Below are 18210 nucleotides of genomic sequence, written 5' to 3' on the forward strand. Positions count from 1 at the left end.
TCAATCAGCGGCGGAGCGATCCATGCACCGAGTGTTCGGGCAGTTGCCAGACGGGACCGAGGTCCACGCGTTGACCCTGCGCAGCGATGCCGGGTTGGAAGCGGAGGTGCTGACCTATGGCGGCATCCTGCACACGCTGCGTTTTACGACCGCACAGGGCGTGGTGCCGCTGGTGTTGAACCTGCCGGATCTGCCCGCCTATGCCGGCGATGGCGATAGCCTGAATATCCTGGTCGGCCGCTTCGGCAACCGCATCGCCGGTGCGCGCTACACGCTCGATGGCGTCACCCATGCGCTGGCCGCCAACGAGGGACGCAACCACCTGCACGGCGGCCTGCGCGGTTTCGGGCGGCGGGTCTGGAGCGTGCTCGAGCACACCGCCGACCAGCTGCTGCTGGGCTACGACTCGCCCGACGGTGAAGAAGGCTATCCCGGCAACCTGCAGGTGCGTGCACGGCTGGCGCTGCATGGCCACACCCTGCAGCTGGACTTGGAGGCGCGCTGCGATGCCGCCACGCCGTTGAACCTGACCCATCACCCCTATTTCAACCTGTCCGGCGACCCGCAGCTGCGTGCCGCATCGCAGGTGTTGCGGGTGCCGGCGGACCGCTATCTGCCGGTGGATGCCGAATTGATTCCGACCGGGGAGGTTGCCGCAGTGGCCGGTACACCGTTCGACTTCCGCACGCCTGCCGCGCTGGCCGAACGGATCGACCCGGCGCATCCGCAGATCGTGCTGGGCCAGGGTTATGACCAATGTCTGATACTGGCGGAAGGCGCCCACTGCGTCGCCGAGCTGTACTCGCCGCAAAGCGGAGTGGCGATGCGCATCAGCAGCGATGCGCCGGCGGTGCAGCTTTACGAAGGGCAGCATCTGGACGCGCATCACCCCGGGTTGGGCCGCGGCATCTGCCTGGAGCCGCAGGATTACCCTGACGCGCCCAATCAGCCGCACTTCCCGTCGACCATCCTGCGCCCGGGCGAGGTCTACCATCGTCGCATCGCCTATCGCTTCGCCAACCCGGGCCCGGAGCGGCCGTGGGAGGTGGTCAGCGCTGCGTTGGATGGCTAGTGGCTGCGTCTACCCCCGGTGACGGCCGGTCACCCGACGTCATCGCAATCAGCGCGGGCCCAGCACCAGCTCGATCACGAACTTGCTGCCGAAGAACGACAGCACCAGCAGCGCCATTGCGGTCAGCGTCCAGTGCACCGCCTTGGTGCCGCGCCAGCCGTTACGCCAGCGGCCGATCAGCAGTGCGCCGAAGACGACCCACGACAGGATGCTGAGCACGGTCTTGTGCAGCAGGCGCTGCGCCAGGAAGTCCTGCACGAACAGCAGGCCGGTCAGCAGGGTCAGGCTCAGCAGCACGAAGCCGACCGTGATCGTGCGGAACAGCAGCGTCTCCAGCTCGGTCAGCGGTGGCAGCGCACGCAGCCAGGTGTGGAAGTCGCGCCGCCGCAGCGCACGCTCCTGCAGCCACAACATGATCGCCAGCAGCGCGGCGATGCCCAACGTGGCATAGGCCAGCAAGGCCATCCAGGCGTGCAGCTCCAGCCGCCAGCCCAGGTCCGCGCTGGGCTCGTGGCCGTAGGCGTGATAACAGGCCAGCAGGATCGCCGACAGCGGGAACACCACCACGCCCACCGCCGCAGTCCTGCCGCGCCCGCCGAACACCGCAGTCAGCCCGGCCATGCCCAGCCCGGTCAGCGACAGCGCCGCGAAGAAGTGCATGTCCGGTCCGCCGGCGGTGCGCAAGGCCACCAACGCGTGGTAGCCGGCATGCAGCGCCACTGCCGCCAGCGCCGGCGCCAGCCAGCGCGCGGGCGCCTGGTTGCCATCACGCAGCACAGCACGGGTGAGCAGGGCCGCGGCCAGCAGGTACAGGGCGAACGCGATGAGAACGATTGTCATCGTGGAAGTTTCGCATACTGGGGGCTGGGAATCGGGAATCGGGAATCGGGAATCGGGAATCGGGAATCGGGAATCGGGAATCGGGAATCGGGAATCGGGAATCGGGAATCGGGAATCGGGAATCGGGAATCGGGAATCGGGAATCGGGAATCGGGAATCGGGAATCGGGAATCGGGAATCGGGAAAAGCTGGCGGCCGCGGGGCGCGGGGGCTGGCAGGGGGGGGGCTCCTCCGGCGGGTCGGTGTCGCTTGGCGCGCAGCCGGTCGCTTGGGGCGGGGTGTTGGCCGGTGCCGCTATAATCGCTGCCCGTTTCCCCTTCGCGGTCCCTTGCGCATGTTCGAGTCCCTTACCCAACGTCTCTCCGGCACCATGGAGCGCCTGCGCGGCCGCGGCCGCCTGACCGAGGAGAACATCCGCGAAGCGACCCGCGAAGTGCGTATCGCGCTGCTCGAAGCCGACGTCGCGCTGCCGGTGGTGCAGGCGCTGATCGAGCGCATCAAGGTGCGCGCAGTTGGCCAGGAAGTGCTCAAGTCGCTGACACCCGGCCAGGCGCTCATCAAGGTGGTGCGCGACGAGCTGACGGCGGTGATGGGCGCGGCCGCTGCCGACCTCAATCTCAATGTGCCGGCACCGGCCATCGTGCTGATGGCCGGCCTGCAGGGCGCGGGCAAGACCACCACGGTGGGCAAGCTCGCCAAGCACCTGAAGGAAAAGCGCAAGAAAAAGGTCATGGTGGTCTCGGCCGACGTCTACCGCCCGGCCGCGATCGAGCAGCTCAAGACCCTGGCCGACCAGGTCGGTGTGCTGTTCTTCGCCTCCGACGCCTCGCAAAAGCCGGTCGACATCGTGCGCGCGGCCATCAGCGATGCGCGCAAGTCCTTCGTCGACGTGCTGCTGGTCGATACCGCCGGCCGACTGGCGATCGATGCGGCGATGATGGAGGAGATCAAGGCGCTGCACGCTGCGGTCAACCCCACCGAAACCCTGTTCGTGGTCGATGCGATGACCGGCCAGGACGCGGCCAATACCGCCAAGGCCTTCGGTGAGGCGCTGCCGCTCACCGGCGTGGTGCTGACCAAGACCGACGGCGATGCTCGCGGCGGTGCCGCGCTGAGCGTGCGCTACATCACCGGCAAGCCGATCAAGTTCGTCGGTACCGGCGAGAAGACCGACGGCCTGGACGTGTTCCACCCGGACCGCGTCGCCAGCCGTATCCTGGACATGGGCGACGTGCTGTCGCTGGTGGAGCAGGTCGAACACAGCGTCGATCAGGAAAAGGCCGCCAAGCTCGCCGCCAAGGTCGCCAAGGGCAAGAAGTTCGACCTCAACGACATGAAAGAGCAGCTCGAGCAGATGCAGAACATGGGCGGCATCCATGGGCTGATGGACAAGCTGCCGGGCATGGGCCAGATCCCGGACAACGTCAAGCAGCAGGTCACCGGCAAGGAAGTGCCGCGCATGATCGCCATCATCAATTCGATGACCAAGAAGGAGCGCCGCAACCCGGCGTTGCTCAACGGCTCGCGCCGCGCCCGCATCGCCCGCGGTTCCGGCATGCAGCCGGCCGACGTCAACAAGCTGATGAAGCAGTACCAGCAGATGGAAAAAATGATGGGCAAGCTCGCCGGCGGCGGCATGAAGGGCCTGATGCGAAACATGAAGGGCATGATGGGCGCCATGGGTGGCCGCGGCGGCATGCCGTTCCGCTGAGATCGCCTCACCCCTGCGCGCGGTGCGCAATGTCGCAGGCGTGCTTGGCCTGCATGCATCCCCCTGCCGACGCGCTTGATTGCGACGCCCGGACCGGCGGCCGTCTTAGTCGAGAGGTGCGTGAGGTGTACGCCGTTCTCGGAAATGTAGGGGCGGCCATCGCTGTCGCTCCCGACGCGCCGACCTCTGCGCTACGGCGCGTCTGGCAACACCCGTTGGCCACACGCGTCTGCATCGCCATCGAACATCGCAGGTACCATGCGCCATCCCATGGCTGTCGATGGTGTTGATGAGCAGATCTTCGAACGCGGATGCCTTCCAGCAGCGCTTCGGGCTACGCCTGCCCATCCTGCTCAGCCCCATGGCCGGCGCCTGCCCGGTGCCGCTGTCGGCGGCAGTTGCCACTGCCGGTGGCATGGGCGCGATGGGCGCGGTGTTGTCGCAGCCACAGGACATCTCGACGTGGATGGCCGCCTTCCGTGCGGCAAGCAAGGGCCCTGCACAGATCAATCTCTGGATTCCCGATCCGGTGCCCGCGCGCGATGCGGACGCAGAAGCGCGGGTGCGCGCGTTTCTTGCGCAATGGGGGCCGCCCGTTCCCGAGTCGGCTGGCGAGGCGGTGCCAGCCGACTTCGATGCGCAGTTCGATGCCTTGCTCGCTGCGCGCCCAGCGGTGGCGTCTTCGATCATGGGGGTGTTTCGTCCCGATCAGGTGGCGCGGTTGAAGGCGGCTGGCATCGCCTGGTTTGCCTGCGCCACGACCCTGCAGGAGGCGCGTGTGGCACAGGGCGCTGGCGCCGATGCGGTGGTTGCGCAGGGCGCGGAGGCCGGCGGCCATCGCGGTGCGTTCGATGCCGGCCAGGCCGAGCGGCAGATGACCGGCTTGTTTGCGCTGGTGCCGCGCCTGGTCGATCAGCTGGACATCCCGGTGATCGCCGCAGGCGGGATCGCCGACGCACGCGGGATTGCGGCGGCGCTGCTGCTGGGGGCCAGCGCCGTGCAGATCGGCACCGGCCTGCTGCGCACGCCCGAGGCGGCACTGCCCGGCGCCTGGGCCGACGCGCTGGCCGCGTCCGAACCTGAGCAGACCCAGCCCACCCGCGCATTTTCCGGACGACTCGGCCGCGCGCTGGCAACGCCTTACGTGCAGGCCGCCATCGCTGCGGATGCACCGCCGCCGGCACCGTACCCGGTGCAGCGCGCGCTGACTGCACCGATGCGTCAGGCCGCCACCCGCGACAATCGCCTGGACGCAATGCAGGCCTGGGCCGGGCAGTCGGCCTGGATGGCGCCCGCGCAACCGGCTGGCGAACTGGTCACGCAGTGGTGGGAGCAGGCGCAGGCACTGTTATGTCGCTGATCTTCTGCAACGGCGTGCCGGCCAGCGCGCAGCAACTTGGCGCCGCAGCGCTGGTCAACTACGGCCACTTCACCACGCTGCAGGTGCGCAACGGCGCCACGCTGGGGCTGGATCTGCATTTGCAGCGCCTGCAGGAGGGCAGTCGCGCGCTGTTCGGCCAGGAGCTGGCCCCGCAGCAGCTGCGGGCGCAACTGCGGGCCGCGCTGGCAGCATCGGCCATGGCCGATGCCAGCCTGCGCGTCACCGTGTTCGCGCCCGATTACGATTTCCGCAACCCCTTGCGCGAGGTTGCGCTGGAGGTGCTGGTCGCCCTGTCGCCGCCGGCCGACATGCCCGAGACCGGTCTGCGCGTGCAGGTGACCGATTACGTCCGCGAACGGCCGGAACTCAAGCATGTCGGCACGTTTCCGTTGCTGCACCTGCGCCGCCTGGCCATGCAGGCGGACCACGACGATGTGGTGCTGCAGGATCGGCAGGGCAGGCTGCTGGAGGGGGCGTTCTGGAATCTTGGGCTGTGGGAGCGCGGCGGGGTGGTGTGGCCGCAGGGTCCGGCGTTGCTGGGCACGCGACAACAATTGCTGCAGTCCGGCCTGAAAACCTTGGGCATCGCCCAGGTGAGCCGGCCGGTGCAGCTGGCCGAGCTGGGCCGCTTCGATGGCGCATTCGCCTGCAATGCGCGCGGGCAGCAAGCCATTGTCGCGCTGGGGCCGGCACGATGGGTGCCGCATGCCGCGCAGTTGCCGCTGCTGGAGCGGGCCCTGCAAACCCATGCCTGGCAAGCGATCTGAGCGATCTGGCCCAGTTGCGTGGGGTGGCTTGGCTTCGCTGGCGCGGCCGGCTATAATCGCCGGCTTACCGCGCCACACTGGCGACTGGGCAACTTGAGGAAAACGACACCATGGTCAAGATTCGACTGACCCGCGGCGGCGCCAAGAAGCGTCCGTTCTACCACATCATCGTGACCGACGTGCGCAGCGCGCGCGACGGCCGCAACATCGAGCGTCTGGGTTACTACAACCCGGTGGCACAGGGCGCCGAACCGCGCATCGTGCTGGACACCGCGCGCGTCGACCATTGGGTCGGCAACGGTGCGCAGCTGACCGACAAGGTGCGCAACCTGTATCGCGAAGCCAAGTCCCAGGCCGCTGCGGCCTGATCCTGAGGGCCGGGCATGACTGCCTGGCCCAGAGTCGACACAGATGAAGCCGACCGAGCGCCGCATCCTGTTAGGCAGGATAGTCGGCGCTTTTGGTGTCAAGGGCGAGCTCAAGCTCGAATCCTGGACCGAACCGCGCACGGCGATCTTCCGGTACCAGCCGTGGATCGTGCGCTCGCCCTCCGGCCAGGAATCGGTGCTCAGTGGAGTACGTGGGCGCGATCAGGGCAAGAACCTGATTGCGGTGTTCCCCGATATCACCGACCGCGACACCGTCGAAGCCATGCACGGGACCGAGATCTTTGTTCCCCGCAGTGCGTTGCCGCCGCCCAAGCCCGATGAGTATTACTGGGTGGACCTGGAAGGCTTGCAGGTGCAGACCGTCGAGGGCATCGAGCTCGGTACGGTGTCGCACCTGTTTTCCACCGGCTCCAACGACGTAGTGGTGGTGCGCGGTGATCGTGAGCGGATGATTCCGTTCGTGTTGCCGGACTTCGTCAAGTCGGTGGATTTCGAGGCCAACCTGATCGTGGTCGACTGGGACCCGGATTTCTGATCGAAGCCATCCGCTTCGCTCTTGCCTTACCCATTCCCGATTCCCGAATCCCTGCCAGTGCGCATCGACGTCATCAGCCTGTTCCCGGAGTTCATCGCGCAATGCGCGGCGTTCGGCGTGGTCGGGCGGGCGCAGGAGCGTGGATTGCTGGAATTGCAGGGCTGGAATCCGCGCGATCATGCACAGGGCAACTACCGCCGGGTGGACGATCGTCCGTTCGGTGGCGGCCCGGGCATGGTGATGCTGATCGAGCCGTTGCGGGCCTGCCTGGAAGCGGCGCAGGCCGCCGACCCACGGCCGGCACCGGTGATCTACCTCAGCCCGCAAGGGCGGCCGCTCACCCAGTCGCTCGCCCGCGAGCTGGCGCAGTTGCCGCGCATGGTGCTGTTGTGCGGCCGCTACGAGGGCGTGGACGAGCGCTTCCTCGACCAGGCGGTGGATAGGGAAATCTCCATCGGCGACTACGTGCTGTCCGGTGGCGAGCTCGGTGCGGCGGTCCTGGTGGATGTGGTGACGCGGTTGCAGGACGGTGTGTTGAACGACGCCGAATCGGCCGCGCAGGACAGTTTCGAAGGGCCGCAAGGCCTGCTGGACTGCCCGCACTACAGCCATCCCTCCACCCACGCATGGGGCGATGTGCCGGAGGTGCTGCGGTCGGGCAATCACGGCGCCATTGCGCGCTGGCGTCGGCAGCAGTCGCTGGGCCGGACCTGGCTGCGTCGCCCGGACCTGCTGGACGAGGCCGGGTTGGACAAGCACGATCGCCGGTTGCTGGAAGCGTTTCGCCGCGAACTCGACCCAGGCGACGAGAAATAAGGGCGCACCCCTAGCCCTTGAAGATTTGATTGGGGTACAATATGCGGCTTGCTGGCCAGCCTTGCGTCTGGCCCTCCTACGAACCTCGAGCAATCGCCGTGCGGCGACTGCCGGTCCAATATCACCAGACACGCGGTGCCCACCATGAGCAAACTCAACAAGACCATCCTGGCTGACTTCGAAGCCGCCCAGATCCAGCGCAAGCTGCCGGAATTCAACCAGGGCGACACCGTCGTGGTGAACGTCAAGGTGAAGGAAGGCAACCGCGAGCGCGTGCAGGCCTATGAGGGCGTGGTGATCGGCACCAAGAATGCCGGCCTGAACTCCGCTTTCACCGTGCGCAAGATCTCGCACGGCTTCGGCGTCGAGCGCGTGTTCCAGACCCATAGCGCCATCATTGACTCGGTCGAAGTCAAGCGCCGCGGCAAGGTCCGCGCCGGCAAGCTGTACTACCTGCGTGGGCTGGAAGGCAAGGCTGCCCGCATCAAGGAAGATCTGGCCGCTGCTGCACAGGCCAAGGCCGCTCGCCAGGCAGCTGCCAAGGCCGAGTAAGCCACACCGCTGGCAGGTCCTTCGACCTGCCGCTGCCAGACGGCCGCCTCCGGGCGGCTGTTTGCGTTTGCGGAAGATGCGTTGCGCCGACGGTGGCCGGTCACTGACTGCCTGAGCGATGTTGCGCCAGCCCGCTCGGTGGTCTGCTGTTGATCCGACGGCCCAGTGACGCCGGTGGATGCGCTGGGTGGCGGCATCCGCCACGCGGCGCGTCTTCGCAGGTCAGCGCGTTGGTTGCCGGGGTGCAGGGGGCACCGGGGCTGGATCGGCCACCAGATTGGCCGGGTGCGTGGAGACTTCGGCTGGCACGGCCACTTCTTCCGGGGCCGGTGGCGTTGCCAGCATGCGCACCCTGCGCCAACCGCCCCAACGGTAATACGCCAGCGACAGCAACATCGAACAGGCGGAACTGATCGGGAAGCTCCACCACACCGCATCGGCGCCCAGCTCCGGCAGTAGCAGGTTCGCCAACGGGATACGCACGCCCCAGAGCGCGAAGGCCAGGATCAGCAGTGGCGGGATCACCGCGCCGGTGGCGCGGACGACGCCGGAAATCACGAAGGTCACGCCGAACAGCAGGAACGACCAGATGGAGATGTGGTTGAGATGGCGCGCTATCTCCAATGCGGGACTGTCGCCGGGCAGGAACAGCGCCAGGGTCCAGCGGTCGAACAGGATCAGCGGCGCGATCAGCAGGCCGGTCATCAGGAAATTGGCGGCGATACCGGTGCGCGCGGTGGCATCCACGCGCGCCCACAGGCCGGCGCCTACGTTCTGCGCGGCCATTGTCGAGCAGGCCGCGCCCAGCGCCATCGCCGGCATCTGGACATAGGTCCACAGCTGCAAGGCCGCGCCGTAGGCTGCGGCGGTGTCGGTGCCGAAGCCGTTGACCAGCGTCAGCATGGCGATCATCGCCAGCGAGATCAGTACCATCTGCAATCCCATCGGCACGCCCTTGACGATGAGCGCGCGCAGAATCGCGGTGTCGATGCGGAACAGGTGCAGGTCGCGCCGTCCCAGCCACAGGATGTGGCGCTTCCGGCGCAGAGACACCAGCAGCCCGGCCAGCGCGGCCACCTGCGCGATCAGCGTGGCCCAGGCCGCACCGGCGATACCCAGCGCCGGAAATGGACCGATGCCGAACAGCAGCAACGGGTTGAAGATGATATCCAGTACCACCGACAGCAACAGGAAGCGAAACGGTGTGCGTGCATCGCCGGTGCCGCGCAGGGCCGCCGACAGGAACGCGAACAGATACAGCGTGGGCATCGCCAGGAAGATCACCCGCAGATAGTCTTCGGCCAGCGCCTGCGAGGCGGCTGGCGTGCCCATCGCGGCGAGCAGCTGCGGCGACAGATACCAGCCAAGGAGGGCGATCACGACCGAGAGCCCACCGAAGAAGCTGGCGCTGGTGCCCATGACCTTGCGCGCCTGGGCGATGTCGCGCGCGCCCATGGCCTGGCCGATCAGGATGGTGGAGGCCATGCCGATGCCGAACACCGAGCCGACCAGGAAGAACAGGATGCTGTTGGCGTTGGCTGCGGCGGTGAGCGCTGCTTCGCCGAGGTAACGGCCGACCCAGATCGCATTGATCGAGCCATTGAGCGATTGGGCGATGTTGCCTGCCAGGATGGGCATCGCGAACAGCAACAGCCTCTTGCCGATCGGGCCTTCGGTCAGGACGGCGGAAGTGGGCATCGCTGGGTATCGTTGCAGCAGGAGCTGCGCACACTAGCATTGCCGTGTGAGATCCGATGCGGTGCCATCGGCGTTGCGCTTTCGCGCTCGCATGCGCTGTAGAGCAGGGACGCGTCCCCTCATCCGGCGCTGCGCGCCACCTTCTCCCGCAGGCGGGAGAAGGGCTGGGGCTGGCGCGCTCCTGCAAGTGGACAACCACTCCCTTCCCCCGCCTGCGGGGGAAGGTGCCCGTAGGGCGGATGGGGGGCCGTGCCCACCATCGACCTGGCATTCAACCAGCATTGCAGCCCTGGCTGCCCAGCTTGAGTTCCCGGTGGCTGCCCAAACATCGGTTACCAGGCAGATCAAGACAGCAAGACGCATGAATCCGGAGTTGGAACAGGGCACGACGGTCAGACTGGATGTGTGGTTGTGGGCCGCGCGCTTCTTCAAGACGCGCAGCTTGGCCAAGCATGCGGTGGACACCGGCAAGGTGGACGTGGGTGGCCAGCGGCCCAAGCCCTCGCGTGGCCTGCGCTGCGGCGAGCAGCTGCGCATCGACCGTGGCGGCGAAATCTTCCAGATCACGGTGGCGGCGCTCAGCGAGGTGCGCGGCCCGGCGCCGGTGGCGCAGGCCTTGTACATGGAGGGCGTGCCGTCGCGTGAGGCGCGCGCGCAATGGCGGCTACAGCGCGCCGCCGAGCGTACCGGTTACCGGGCACCGGAAGGTAAGCCGGACAAGCGTGCACGCCGCTTGATCAATGCCTTGGGCGATATCGACGCACTGTAGGCAACGTAGGAGATACAATGGAGTCTACGACGAACTCAATAGTAAGGCTAAGCATTGGATTTCATGCTGCCGGCGGCGTTGCTGAGTCTTCGCCGGAAATAAAATCCGTAGTAACAAACGACAAAAGATTCTTTTCTGATTTCATGGCTTACCTGATAAGCCTGCTTGGTGTTGCTATGTGTTTGGAGGCGGCGCGGTCGGGAAGCTCAAGTGCTTATCGTGCTGACGATGCGATATCTATTGGAAGTCGTCTTTCTTCCACACGCTGGATATGGAAGCCTAATTCTGCGATTTCTGATCTCGGAAGTAATTTTGTGCCGTATGAGTTGCGATTGGAAAGGCAGCCATATGTGGCTGATGAATCTCCCCCAGGGGAACTTCCTCTCGGCTCAGTTGCAGCTATGCTTTACTGCTATGGTCAAGCACTTGGGACGAATTACTTTGAGCGTAACCGCGCGCTTATACAGAGTAAGTACGGGGAGCAAAAGAGTTGGCCGGAGGTCTGGCGATTTGCAGTAGTTGTCCGAAATGCGATGGCTCATGGTGGAGCGGTTTACTTCAAGAGGCCAGACGCTTTGCCAGTGAAATGGAGGGGTGTCATGTATTCGCCGGCTGATAATGGAAAGAAATTGCTGCACCACGATCTCTGGCCGGGAGATCTAATGGATCTAATTCTCGAAATGGATCAAGCTATCTCAGGCAGTGATTGAATGCTGGCACCCTGCGGGGTGCCAGCATCAGTAGAACCGCTTACGCCAGATCGAAACGGTCCAGCTGCATCACCTTGGTCCAGGCAGCGACGAAATCGTGCACGAACTTTTCCTGTGCATCGCTGCTGGCATAGACCTCGGCCACCGCGCGCAGGATGGAGTTGGAGCCAAACACCAGGTCCACCCGGGTGCCGGTCCAGCGCTGTTCGCCGGTGCTGCGGTCGCGGCCTTCGTACAGCTCCTTCGCCTCGGAGGTGGCCTTCCACTCGGTCCGCATGTCGAGCAGGTTGGCGAAGAAGTCGTTGCTCAACACGCCGGGGCGGCTGGTGAACACGCCATGCGTGGAGCCATCGGCGTTGGCCCCCAGCACGCGCAGGCCGCCGACCAGCACGGTCAGTTCCGGTGCGGTCAGGGTCAGCAACTGCGCCTTGTCGATCAGCAATGCTTCTGCAGGCACTGCGTAGCGGCGCTTGGCGAAGTTGCGCAAGCCATCGGCCACCGGTTCCAGCACCGCGAACGATTCGACATCGGTCTGTTCCTGCGACGCATCGGTGCGGCCGGGTGCGAACGGCACGGTCACCTGCTGGCCCGCTGCCTGTGAGGCGTGTTCCACCGCCGCGTTACCGGCCAGCACGATCAGGTCGGCCAGCGAGATCTTCTTTCCACCCGATTGCGCGGCATTGAAGTCGGCCTGGATGCGTTCCAGCGTGGCCAGCACCTTGGCCAGCTGCTCGGGCTGGTTGACCTGCCAATCCTTCTGCGGCGCCAGGCGCAGGCGTGCACCGTTGGCGCCACCGCGCTTGTCCGAGCCACGGAAGGTGGACGCCGAGGCCCAGGCGGTTGAGACCAGCTGCGCAACGGTAAGGCCCGAGGCCAGGATGGTCTGTTTCAGCGCGGCGGCATCCTGTGCATCGACCAGGGCGTGATCGACGGCCGGCACCGGGTCCTGCCACAGCAGTTCCTCGGTCGGTACCTCTGGACCCAGGTAGCGCGAACGCGGACCCATGTCGCGGTGGGTGAGCTTGAACCAGGCGCGCGCGAAGGCATCGGCAAACTGGTCCGGATGCTGATGGAAGCGGCGCGAGATGGCTTCATACGCCGGGTCGAAGCGCAGCGCCAGGTCGGTGGTCAGCATGGTGGGGCGATGCTTCTTCGCCGCGTCGTGCGCATCGGGAATGATGGCGTCGGCGTTCTTGGCCACCCATTGATGTGCGCCGGCCGGGCTCTTGCTCAGTTCCCACTCGAACGTGAACAGGTGGTCGAAGAAGTCGTTGCTCCACTGCGCGGGCGTGGTGGTCCAGGTGACTTCCAGGCCGCTGGTGATGGTGTCGGCACCCTTGCCGCTGCCGTAGCGGTTGTGCCAGCCCAGGCCCTGGCTTTCCAGCTCGCCGGCTTCGGGCTCGGCGCCGACGTTATCGGCCGGGCCAGCGCCGTGGGTCTTGCCGAAGGTGTGGCCGCCGGCGATCAGCGCCACGGTCTCTTCGTCGTTCATGGCCATGCGCGCGAACGTGTCGCGGATGTCGTGCGCGGCGGCGACCGGGTCCGGCTTGCCGTCCGGACCTTCCGGGTTGACGTAGATCAGGCCCATCTGCACGGCGGCCAGCGGGTTCTCCAGGTCGCGGGTGTGCGGCACTTCGCTGTCGTCGTCCTTGACCAGCACGCCGTGCGCTTCGTCCACGCCGGGCGAACCGCGCGCATAGCGGTCGTCGCCGCCCAGCCATTTGGTTTCCCGGCCCCAGTACAGGTCCTGGTCCGGCTCCCAGGTGTCTTCACGGCCGCCAGCGAAGCCGAAGGTCTTGAAGCCCATCGATTCGAGCGCGACGTTGCCGGTGAGAATCATCAGGTCGGACCAGGAGATCGCCTGGCCGTACTTCTGCTTGATCGGCCACAACAAGCGGCGCGCCTTGTCCAGGCTGACGTTGTCCGGCCAGCTGTTGAGCGGCGCGAAACGCTGCTGCCCACGGCCACCGCCGCCACGCCCGTCGCCGATGCGGTAGGTGCCGGCGCTATGCCAGGCCATGCGGACGAACAGCGGGCCGTAGTGGCCGAAGTCGGCTGGCCACCAGTCCTGCGAGTCGGTCATCAACGCGCGCAGCTCCTGCTTGAGCGCCTGCAGGTCGATGCGCTTGAACGCCTCGGCGTAGTTGAAGGTCTCGCCCAGCGGGTTGGACTTGTTCGAATGCTGGCTCAGCAGATCCACGCGCAGCTGGTTCGGCCACCAGTCGCGATTGGTCGTCGCGGTACCGACGACGGCGTGATTGAACGGGCACTTTGCTTCGGTTGTCATGGCATTTACCTGTGTGCGTAGGCACTTGGGGAGCGGCGTGCCGAACTCTCGGCACGTGCTGGCGGATCATTGTGGCGGGTCATGCGCAGCTCAGGGCAGGGTCATCGGCAGGGGGCGTGGCTCCCGCGTCCGCAGTGGCATCGGGCATGCCGATGCTAACGGCTGGCTGGGGTGCCCGATACACGGTGGCAAGCGGAGCACGGCGGAAACGAAGCGGCATCGAGCGGGCGCGGCAAGGAGTAGGGTTACACCATAAATAGCGCTGATCGTTTATTGAATTCGAATTATTCAAACGTATCGATAGTGTGCCGCTATGGACGGCGCGCCGATGCTGACGCCAGTTGGGCGGAATGTTCGACGCCTGCCGAACAACTTGCCACCCAGCGCGATGACAGCGCCAGGCCCGGCTGCCCGTGACAGGACGCGGCGGCGCGGCCGGCTACGGCATCTAGGCTTGATTTGTTATAAAGTAACATTTTATCTGCGGGCTGATCCGCCCCGCTTTTCCTCCAGGAGCCTGCCATGACCGCCAATGCCATCCTCGCCGACCACCGCCCCGTTCCCGCCGTGCGCACGGCCGCCTATTGCCTGGCTGCGGCAGACAAGATGCTGCTGCACTGGACCGAGACGGTCGGGCGGCGGGATATCGAGGCGGTGCTGGCGCTGTACGCGCCGGACGCCATCCTGGTGCCGACCTTGTCCGACGACATCCGTGGGCGCGATGCGGATCGCCGGGCCTACTTCGCCTCGTTTCTGGCTGCCGATGGGCTGAGCTGCGGTGTCACCGTGCAGAAGAAGCGGGTGAGCGCCAAGTTGGGCACGGTGGTGATCGGTGGTCTCTACACCTTCGTGTTCGAGCGCGACGGTGTCAGCGAACCGGTGCATGCGCGCTTTCTGTTCACCTTCGAAGAGATCGACGGCCAGTGGCTGATTACCGGCCACCATTCGTCGCGGTGCTCGGAAGGGGTCTAGCCGGGCGCGCAGGCGCGCGCTGCCCGACGCGCCTGCGCAGAAAGCGTATTCCCAGCAGCAGGCCGCTCAGGCTCAGGCACCATCCCAATCCCAACAGCGTCAGCTGGATGGCCAGATGCAGGCGCGGACGTTGCGCGGTTCCCGGCAGGCGGGTGGTGTGCACGGCGAAATACAGCCAGGCGTAGGCCTGGCGACTGCTGTCCAGCAACAGCAGGGGTTGGCCGGACACGGCATCGAGATACAGCTGCGCTTCGATGGGGTTTTTCAGGGTCAGGCGCAGCGCATCGTCTGCGACGGCGTCGGCTTGCCGGTAGAGTGCGTCGGACGGGAGGGTGGTGGTGTCGGCCACGGCCCAGGCGCGCGCGGCGGCCCGGGCGATGGCCGCCGCGCGTTCGGCGCGGGTCAAGCGGTGCGGTGTGCGATCGGCGCCCTGAAGGTCGATCGTGCTGGCGGCGGCCCGGCCGTACCCGCTTGCCCACACCTGTCCGCCGACCAGCTGGAAACAGATCTCGCTGGATCCGTCCAGCCGCTGCAGCGTCGCCGGTGCGACGGCGGCCAATGCCGTCCCCAGGTCGCCTCCCGCGTAGCGCTGCAACGCCTGCGGTGAGGGCTGGCCGCGCGAGAACAGGCGGCCATGGTCCATCGACAGCCAGCCACTGAAGATCCACGCCAGGACGATCGCCGCAGCGACCAGTCCCAGGCCATGATGCCAGCGCAGCAGGTTGCGGTAGGGCGACCAGTCCGGCACCGGGCGGCGCCGTGCCTGCAGACTGCGATGGATGCCTAGGGCGGTGCCGGCCAGCGCGGCGGCCAGGGCGCTCAACGCCAGCCACCAGACGGTACGATCCCACAGCGCGAAATCGCGACGCAGCGCGCTGAAGTACAGCCAATGCGGAATGGACCCCAGCCAGTTCCAGTACCGCTCGGCGGCGCGCGTGCGTTGCATCACTTCGCCGGTGCGCGCCGAGACATACAGCGTGGTGCCATCGGCGTCGTCGAGCGCGGCGCGATAGAACGGTCGCCATGGATCCAGGCGCTGGTGCACCGTCCACTGATCGACCTGCAACGGCCCGCTCAACGTGCGCACCGGCCGCCGGCCGAAACCTTCAGCCACCGCGCGTGCCTGCGCAGGGCTGAGCAGGCCGAGCACCGCACCACTGCCGGCGTCGACGCTGGTCAGCCGTTCGCCTTGGGTGACCACATAGCGCGGCACGCCATCGACCGACAGCAGGCGCAGGGCGCTGCCACCGCCGCTACGCAGCAGCGCGGCCGCTGGCGCCACCCGGACGCCGGCCAACGCCAGCGGTTCGCTCTGCGCCCGGCGCGCCGCATCGGTGAGGCTGGGGAACGGGACGAACAACATCACCAGGCCGCTGCTGAACCACACCAGGAAGCACAGGCATAGCAGCGTTCCCAACCAGCGGTGCAGCGTGGCCAGTTGCGCCCACAGCCAGCGGCTAGAACGCTGCACGCAGGGTCAGCGCGTAGCTACGTGGCTGGCCCAGCAGAACCTGCCGGGGATAGGACACATCGGCCCACTGCACGTAAGCGGTGTTGAACAGGTTGTCGGCACGCACGCCCAGCGTGAGCGAGGAGTTCAGGCGATAGTTGGCATACACGCCGGTGAGCAGGTAGCGCTCCAGCTGCAAGCTGTTGGCCAGGTTGCCTGCGCGTGCGCCCACGCCATGCAGGTCCAGCCCCAGTTCCAGCGGCAGGCCGGCGATGTCGTCCAGGTGGGAGCCGAGATTGAAGACCGTGCGTGGGACGTTGGCGGGACGATTGCCCGAAACATCCAGGCCGCTGGCCGGGTCGATGAAGTCGTGATAGCGCGCGTCGGTATAGGCCAGATTGGCCTCCACGGCCCACTGCGCAGTGGGCTGCGCCGATAGCGACAGTTCGATGCCACGCGCGGTTTGCGCCCCGACATTGCTGACCATGTCCTGGCCAGTCAGGGTGAGGATGTTCTCGCGGCGGATGTCGTACAACGCCAGGGTGGCACTGGCGCGCTGGTCGCTGCGTGCGGCCTTGATGCCCGCTTCGTACTGGCGCGCGCGGCTCATGCCGAAATCCTCCGCGGCATTGACCAGCAGGATGTTCGAGCCGGGAAGGTCGCTGCCGGTGGTATAGGACACATACGGCGTCACCGACGGGCTCAGCGCATACACCAGGCCGACCCGCAGGTTGTTCGGCCGATAGCTGCGGCTGAAACTGCTGGCCGGCTGGAACTGGCCGGCGGCGTCGAAGTTGCGACGTTCCAGCTGCAGCATGTCCCAGCGCCCGCCCAGCACCAGCTTGAGCTGGGGGTCCAGGTCCAACGCGTCTTCCAGGAACACGGCGGTGTTGCTCCACTGCGTCGGGCTGCGCCGCGGTTGCAACGTGCCGAACACACCGCTCGGCCCGGGCACTGCCGGATCGACGCTGTCGCCGTCCGGAAAGCCGCGCTCGCGCACGAAGTGCAGGCGGTTGTAGTCCAGCCCGATCACCAACTGGTTGGACAGCCCCCACAGCGGCTGGTCGAAACGCACGCTGGTCTGCGTACCCCACAGGTGCTGTTGATGGAAGACGAAGAACCGGTCGCGATCCAGTTGCCGGCTTACCGGGTCGTAGGCGTAGCTTTCGGCATTGATCCAGCGCCGCGAGGCATCGAAGGCGAACCACAGGCTACGCACGGTGATGTGCGTGCTAGGCGACCACACCAAGGTCGCCTGCGGCCAGCTGTGACGCGCGGAAATCTGCGCGTCGACGACGTTGTAGTTGGTGTTGCGCTGGGTGGCATCCACCACGCTGCCATCGGCGCTGCGCAGCACCCCGCGGAGTGGTGCGCGCGCTGCATCGGCCGGCAGCAGCGGGGTTCCGAAATAGGTGCTCGGATGATCGTTGGCGTAGTCGATCGCCAGCTGCAGGCTCAGGGCGTCGCTGGGCCGCCAGAGCATCGCCGCACTGCCGTTGAACACCTGCGAGCCGGCGGCGTGCACGAATCCGTCGGACGATAGACGGCTGATGTCGGCGCGGTAGGCCAGAGCGTCGCCGAGCTGGCCGCCACCGCCGATGCCCAGCGCACGGCCACCGAAACGCGAGACTTCTGCCAGCAGATCGACGCTGGCCGGGCCAACGCGTGGTTGCTTGTCGATGACATTGACCACGCCGCCGATCGCGCCTTGCCCATACAGCACCGAAGCCGGGCCCTTGAGCACCTCCAGCGCCTGCAGATTGAAGCTGTTCTGGGGGCGGGCGGTCATGCTGGATGGGCCCAGGTACAGGCCGTTGTGCAGCCAGGTGATCTGGTCGCCGGTGAAGCCGCGCATCGACAGGCTGGCCAGATTGCCGGGCGAGCCGCCGCTGGTGACGCCCGGCAAGCGGGTGACGGCAGACTCCACGCTCTGCAGCCCACGCGTCTGCATCGCCTGCGCATCGATGCTGTCCAGCGAGGCCGGTGTCTGTGCTGGCGCCAGCGCCAGCCGGCTGGCGGTGGGTTGCACCACGTCCGTGGCGGATGCGGTGCCATGCACATCGATTTCGTCCAGGGTTTGCAGCGTGCGGCCGGTGTCCTGCGCTGCTGCGCCTGGCGGCAGCGTCAGCGCCGACAACAGCGTCAGCAGGTGCCAGCGCATGCGGGCGTCGAGGCGCGGGGTGCGGGTACGGAAAGAGAAGGGCGTCATGCGAACCGGGGCTTGAGGGAATGCAAGGTGGCCGCTGTGGCGGCGGGAAATG

At 66.6% G+C, this 18210-nt stretch carries 16 protein-coding genes; 11 read left to right on the top strand and 5 right to left on the bottom strand.

The annotated features are described in order from the left end of the window. Window positions 1-22 precede the first annotated feature (22 nt). Window positions 23-1072 (top strand): aldose epimerase family protein, encoded by a 1050-nt coding sequence (locus ACCQ13_RS05305; protein WP_159406771.1) that lies wholly within the window; start codon window positions 23-25, stop codon window positions 1070-1072. A 48-nt stretch (window positions 1073-1120) separates the two neighbouring features. On the opposite strand, the gene ACCQ13_RS05310 is transcribed toward ACCQ13_RS05305, so the two are convergent. Further along, the gene (locus ACCQ13_RS05310) at window positions 1121-1912 is read right to left on the bottom strand and encodes a cytochrome C assembly family protein (RefSeq protein ID WP_104602118.1); all 792 of its coding nucleotides are present in this window, start codon (window positions 1910-1912) and stop codon (window positions 1121-1123) included. A 334-nt stretch (window positions 1913-2246) separates the two neighbouring features. Here ACCQ13_RS05310 and ffh point away from each other — a divergent pair, with 334 nt between their 5' ends. From ffh to rplS, 7 genes are all read left to right on the top strand, one after another. Next, window positions 2247-3623 (top strand): signal recognition particle protein, encoded by a 1377-nt coding sequence (gene ffh / locus ACCQ13_RS05315; protein ID WP_104602117.1) that lies wholly within the window; start codon window positions 2247-2249, stop codon window positions 3621-3623. A gap of 289 nt (window positions 3624-3912) precedes the next feature. Further along, entirely contained in the window at window positions 3913-4983 is a 1071-nt protein-coding gene (locus ACCQ13_RS05320; RefSeq protein WP_267313097.1) for an NAD(P)H-dependent flavin oxidoreductase, read from the top strand. Next, window positions 4974-5771 carry an aminotransferase class IV family protein gene (locus tag ACCQ13_RS05325; RefSeq protein WP_159406773.1) on the top strand — a complete coding sequence of 266 codons (798 nt, stop codon included), beginning with the start codon at window positions 4974-4976 and terminating at the stop codon, window positions 5769-5771. Before ACCQ13_RS05320 ends, ACCQ13_RS05325 begins: the two co-directional genes overlap by 10 nt. 110 nt (window positions 5772-5881) lie before the next feature. Beyond that, window positions 5882-6139, top strand: a complete 258-nt coding sequence (gene rpsP / locus ACCQ13_RS05330; protein ID WP_104602115.1) for a 30S ribosomal protein S16 — start codon at window positions 5882-5884, stop codon at window positions 6137-6139. Window positions 6140-6182: 43 nt separating this feature from the next. Continuing rightward, window positions 6183-6695, top strand: coding sequence for a ribosome maturation factor RimM (rimM, locus tag ACCQ13_RS05335; protein ID WP_159406774.1), 513 nt, complete (start codon window positions 6183-6185; stop codon window positions 6693-6695). A gap of 57 nt (window positions 6696-6752) precedes the next feature. Next, the gene (gene trmD / locus ACCQ13_RS05340) at window positions 6753-7511 is read left to right on the top strand and encodes a tRNA (guanosine(37)-N1)-methyltransferase TrmD (protein WP_159407928.1); all 759 of its coding nucleotides are present in this window, start codon (window positions 6753-6755) and stop codon (window positions 7509-7511) included. A gap of 144 nt (window positions 7512-7655) precedes the next feature. Further along, window positions 7656-8063: a 50S ribosomal protein L19 gene (rplS, locus tag ACCQ13_RS05345; RefSeq protein ID WP_005989873.1), complete on the top strand. Its 408-nt coding sequence runs from the start codon at window positions 7656-7658 to the stop codon at window positions 8061-8063. A gap of 222 nt (window positions 8064-8285) precedes the next feature. Here the strand turns inward: rplS and ACCQ13_RS05350 are convergent, their stop codons facing one another. Beyond that, window positions 8286-9761: an MATE family efflux transporter gene (locus tag ACCQ13_RS05350; protein ID WP_159406775.1), complete on the bottom strand. Its 1476-nt coding sequence runs from the start codon at window positions 9759-9761 to the stop codon at window positions 8286-8288. Window positions 9762-10122: 361 nt separating this feature from the next. Between ACCQ13_RS05350 and ACCQ13_RS05355 the strand changes: the two genes are divergently transcribed. Continuing rightward, a complete protein-coding gene (locus ACCQ13_RS05355; protein WP_159406776.1) occupies window positions 10123-10530 on the top strand; it encodes an RNA-binding S4 domain-containing protein in 408 nt (135 codons plus the stop codon). A 17-nt stretch (window positions 10531-10547) separates the two neighbouring features. Further along, on the top strand, window positions 10548-11240 hold the full coding sequence (locus ACCQ13_RS05360; protein ID WP_159406777.1) for a hypothetical protein: 693 nt from the start codon (window positions 10548-10550) through the stop codon (window positions 11238-11240). Between the two features lie 40 nt (window positions 11241-11280). Here ACCQ13_RS05360 and katG read toward each other — a convergent pair whose 3' ends face one another. Next, window positions 11281-13527, bottom strand: coding sequence for a catalase/peroxidase HPI (gene katG, locus ACCQ13_RS05365; RefSeq protein WP_104602110.1), 2247 nt, complete (start codon window positions 13525-13527; stop codon window positions 11281-11283). 522 nt (window positions 13528-14049) lie between these two features. On the opposite strand from katG, the gene ACCQ13_RS05370 reads away from it, so the two are divergent. Further along, a complete protein-coding gene (locus ACCQ13_RS05370) occupies window positions 14050-14499 on the top strand; it encodes a DUF4440 domain-containing protein (RefSeq protein WP_104602109.1) in 450 nt (149 codons plus the stop codon). Here the strand turns inward: ACCQ13_RS05370 and ACCQ13_RS05375 are convergent. Further along, window positions 14459-15970 (bottom strand): cytochrome b family protein, encoded by a 1512-nt coding sequence (locus tag ACCQ13_RS05375; protein WP_159406778.1) that lies wholly within the window; start codon window positions 15968-15970, stop codon window positions 14459-14461. The two genes, ACCQ13_RS05370 and ACCQ13_RS05375, sit on opposite strands and share 41 nt — an antisense overlap. Beyond that, on the bottom strand, window positions 15957-18158 hold the full coding sequence (locus tag ACCQ13_RS05380; protein WP_159406779.1) for a TonB-dependent receptor: 2202 nt from the start codon (window positions 18156-18158) through the stop codon (window positions 15957-15959). Before ACCQ13_RS05380 ends, ACCQ13_RS05375 begins: the two co-directional genes overlap by 14 nt. Window positions 18159-18210 lie beyond the last annotated feature (52 nt).

This window comes from Xanthomonas sp. NCPPB 1638, from assembly GCF_041475635.2.
GTDB classification, from domain to species: Bacteria; Pseudomonadota; Gammaproteobacteria; order Xanthomonadales; family Xanthomonadaceae; genus Xanthomonas; species Xanthomonas cucurbitae.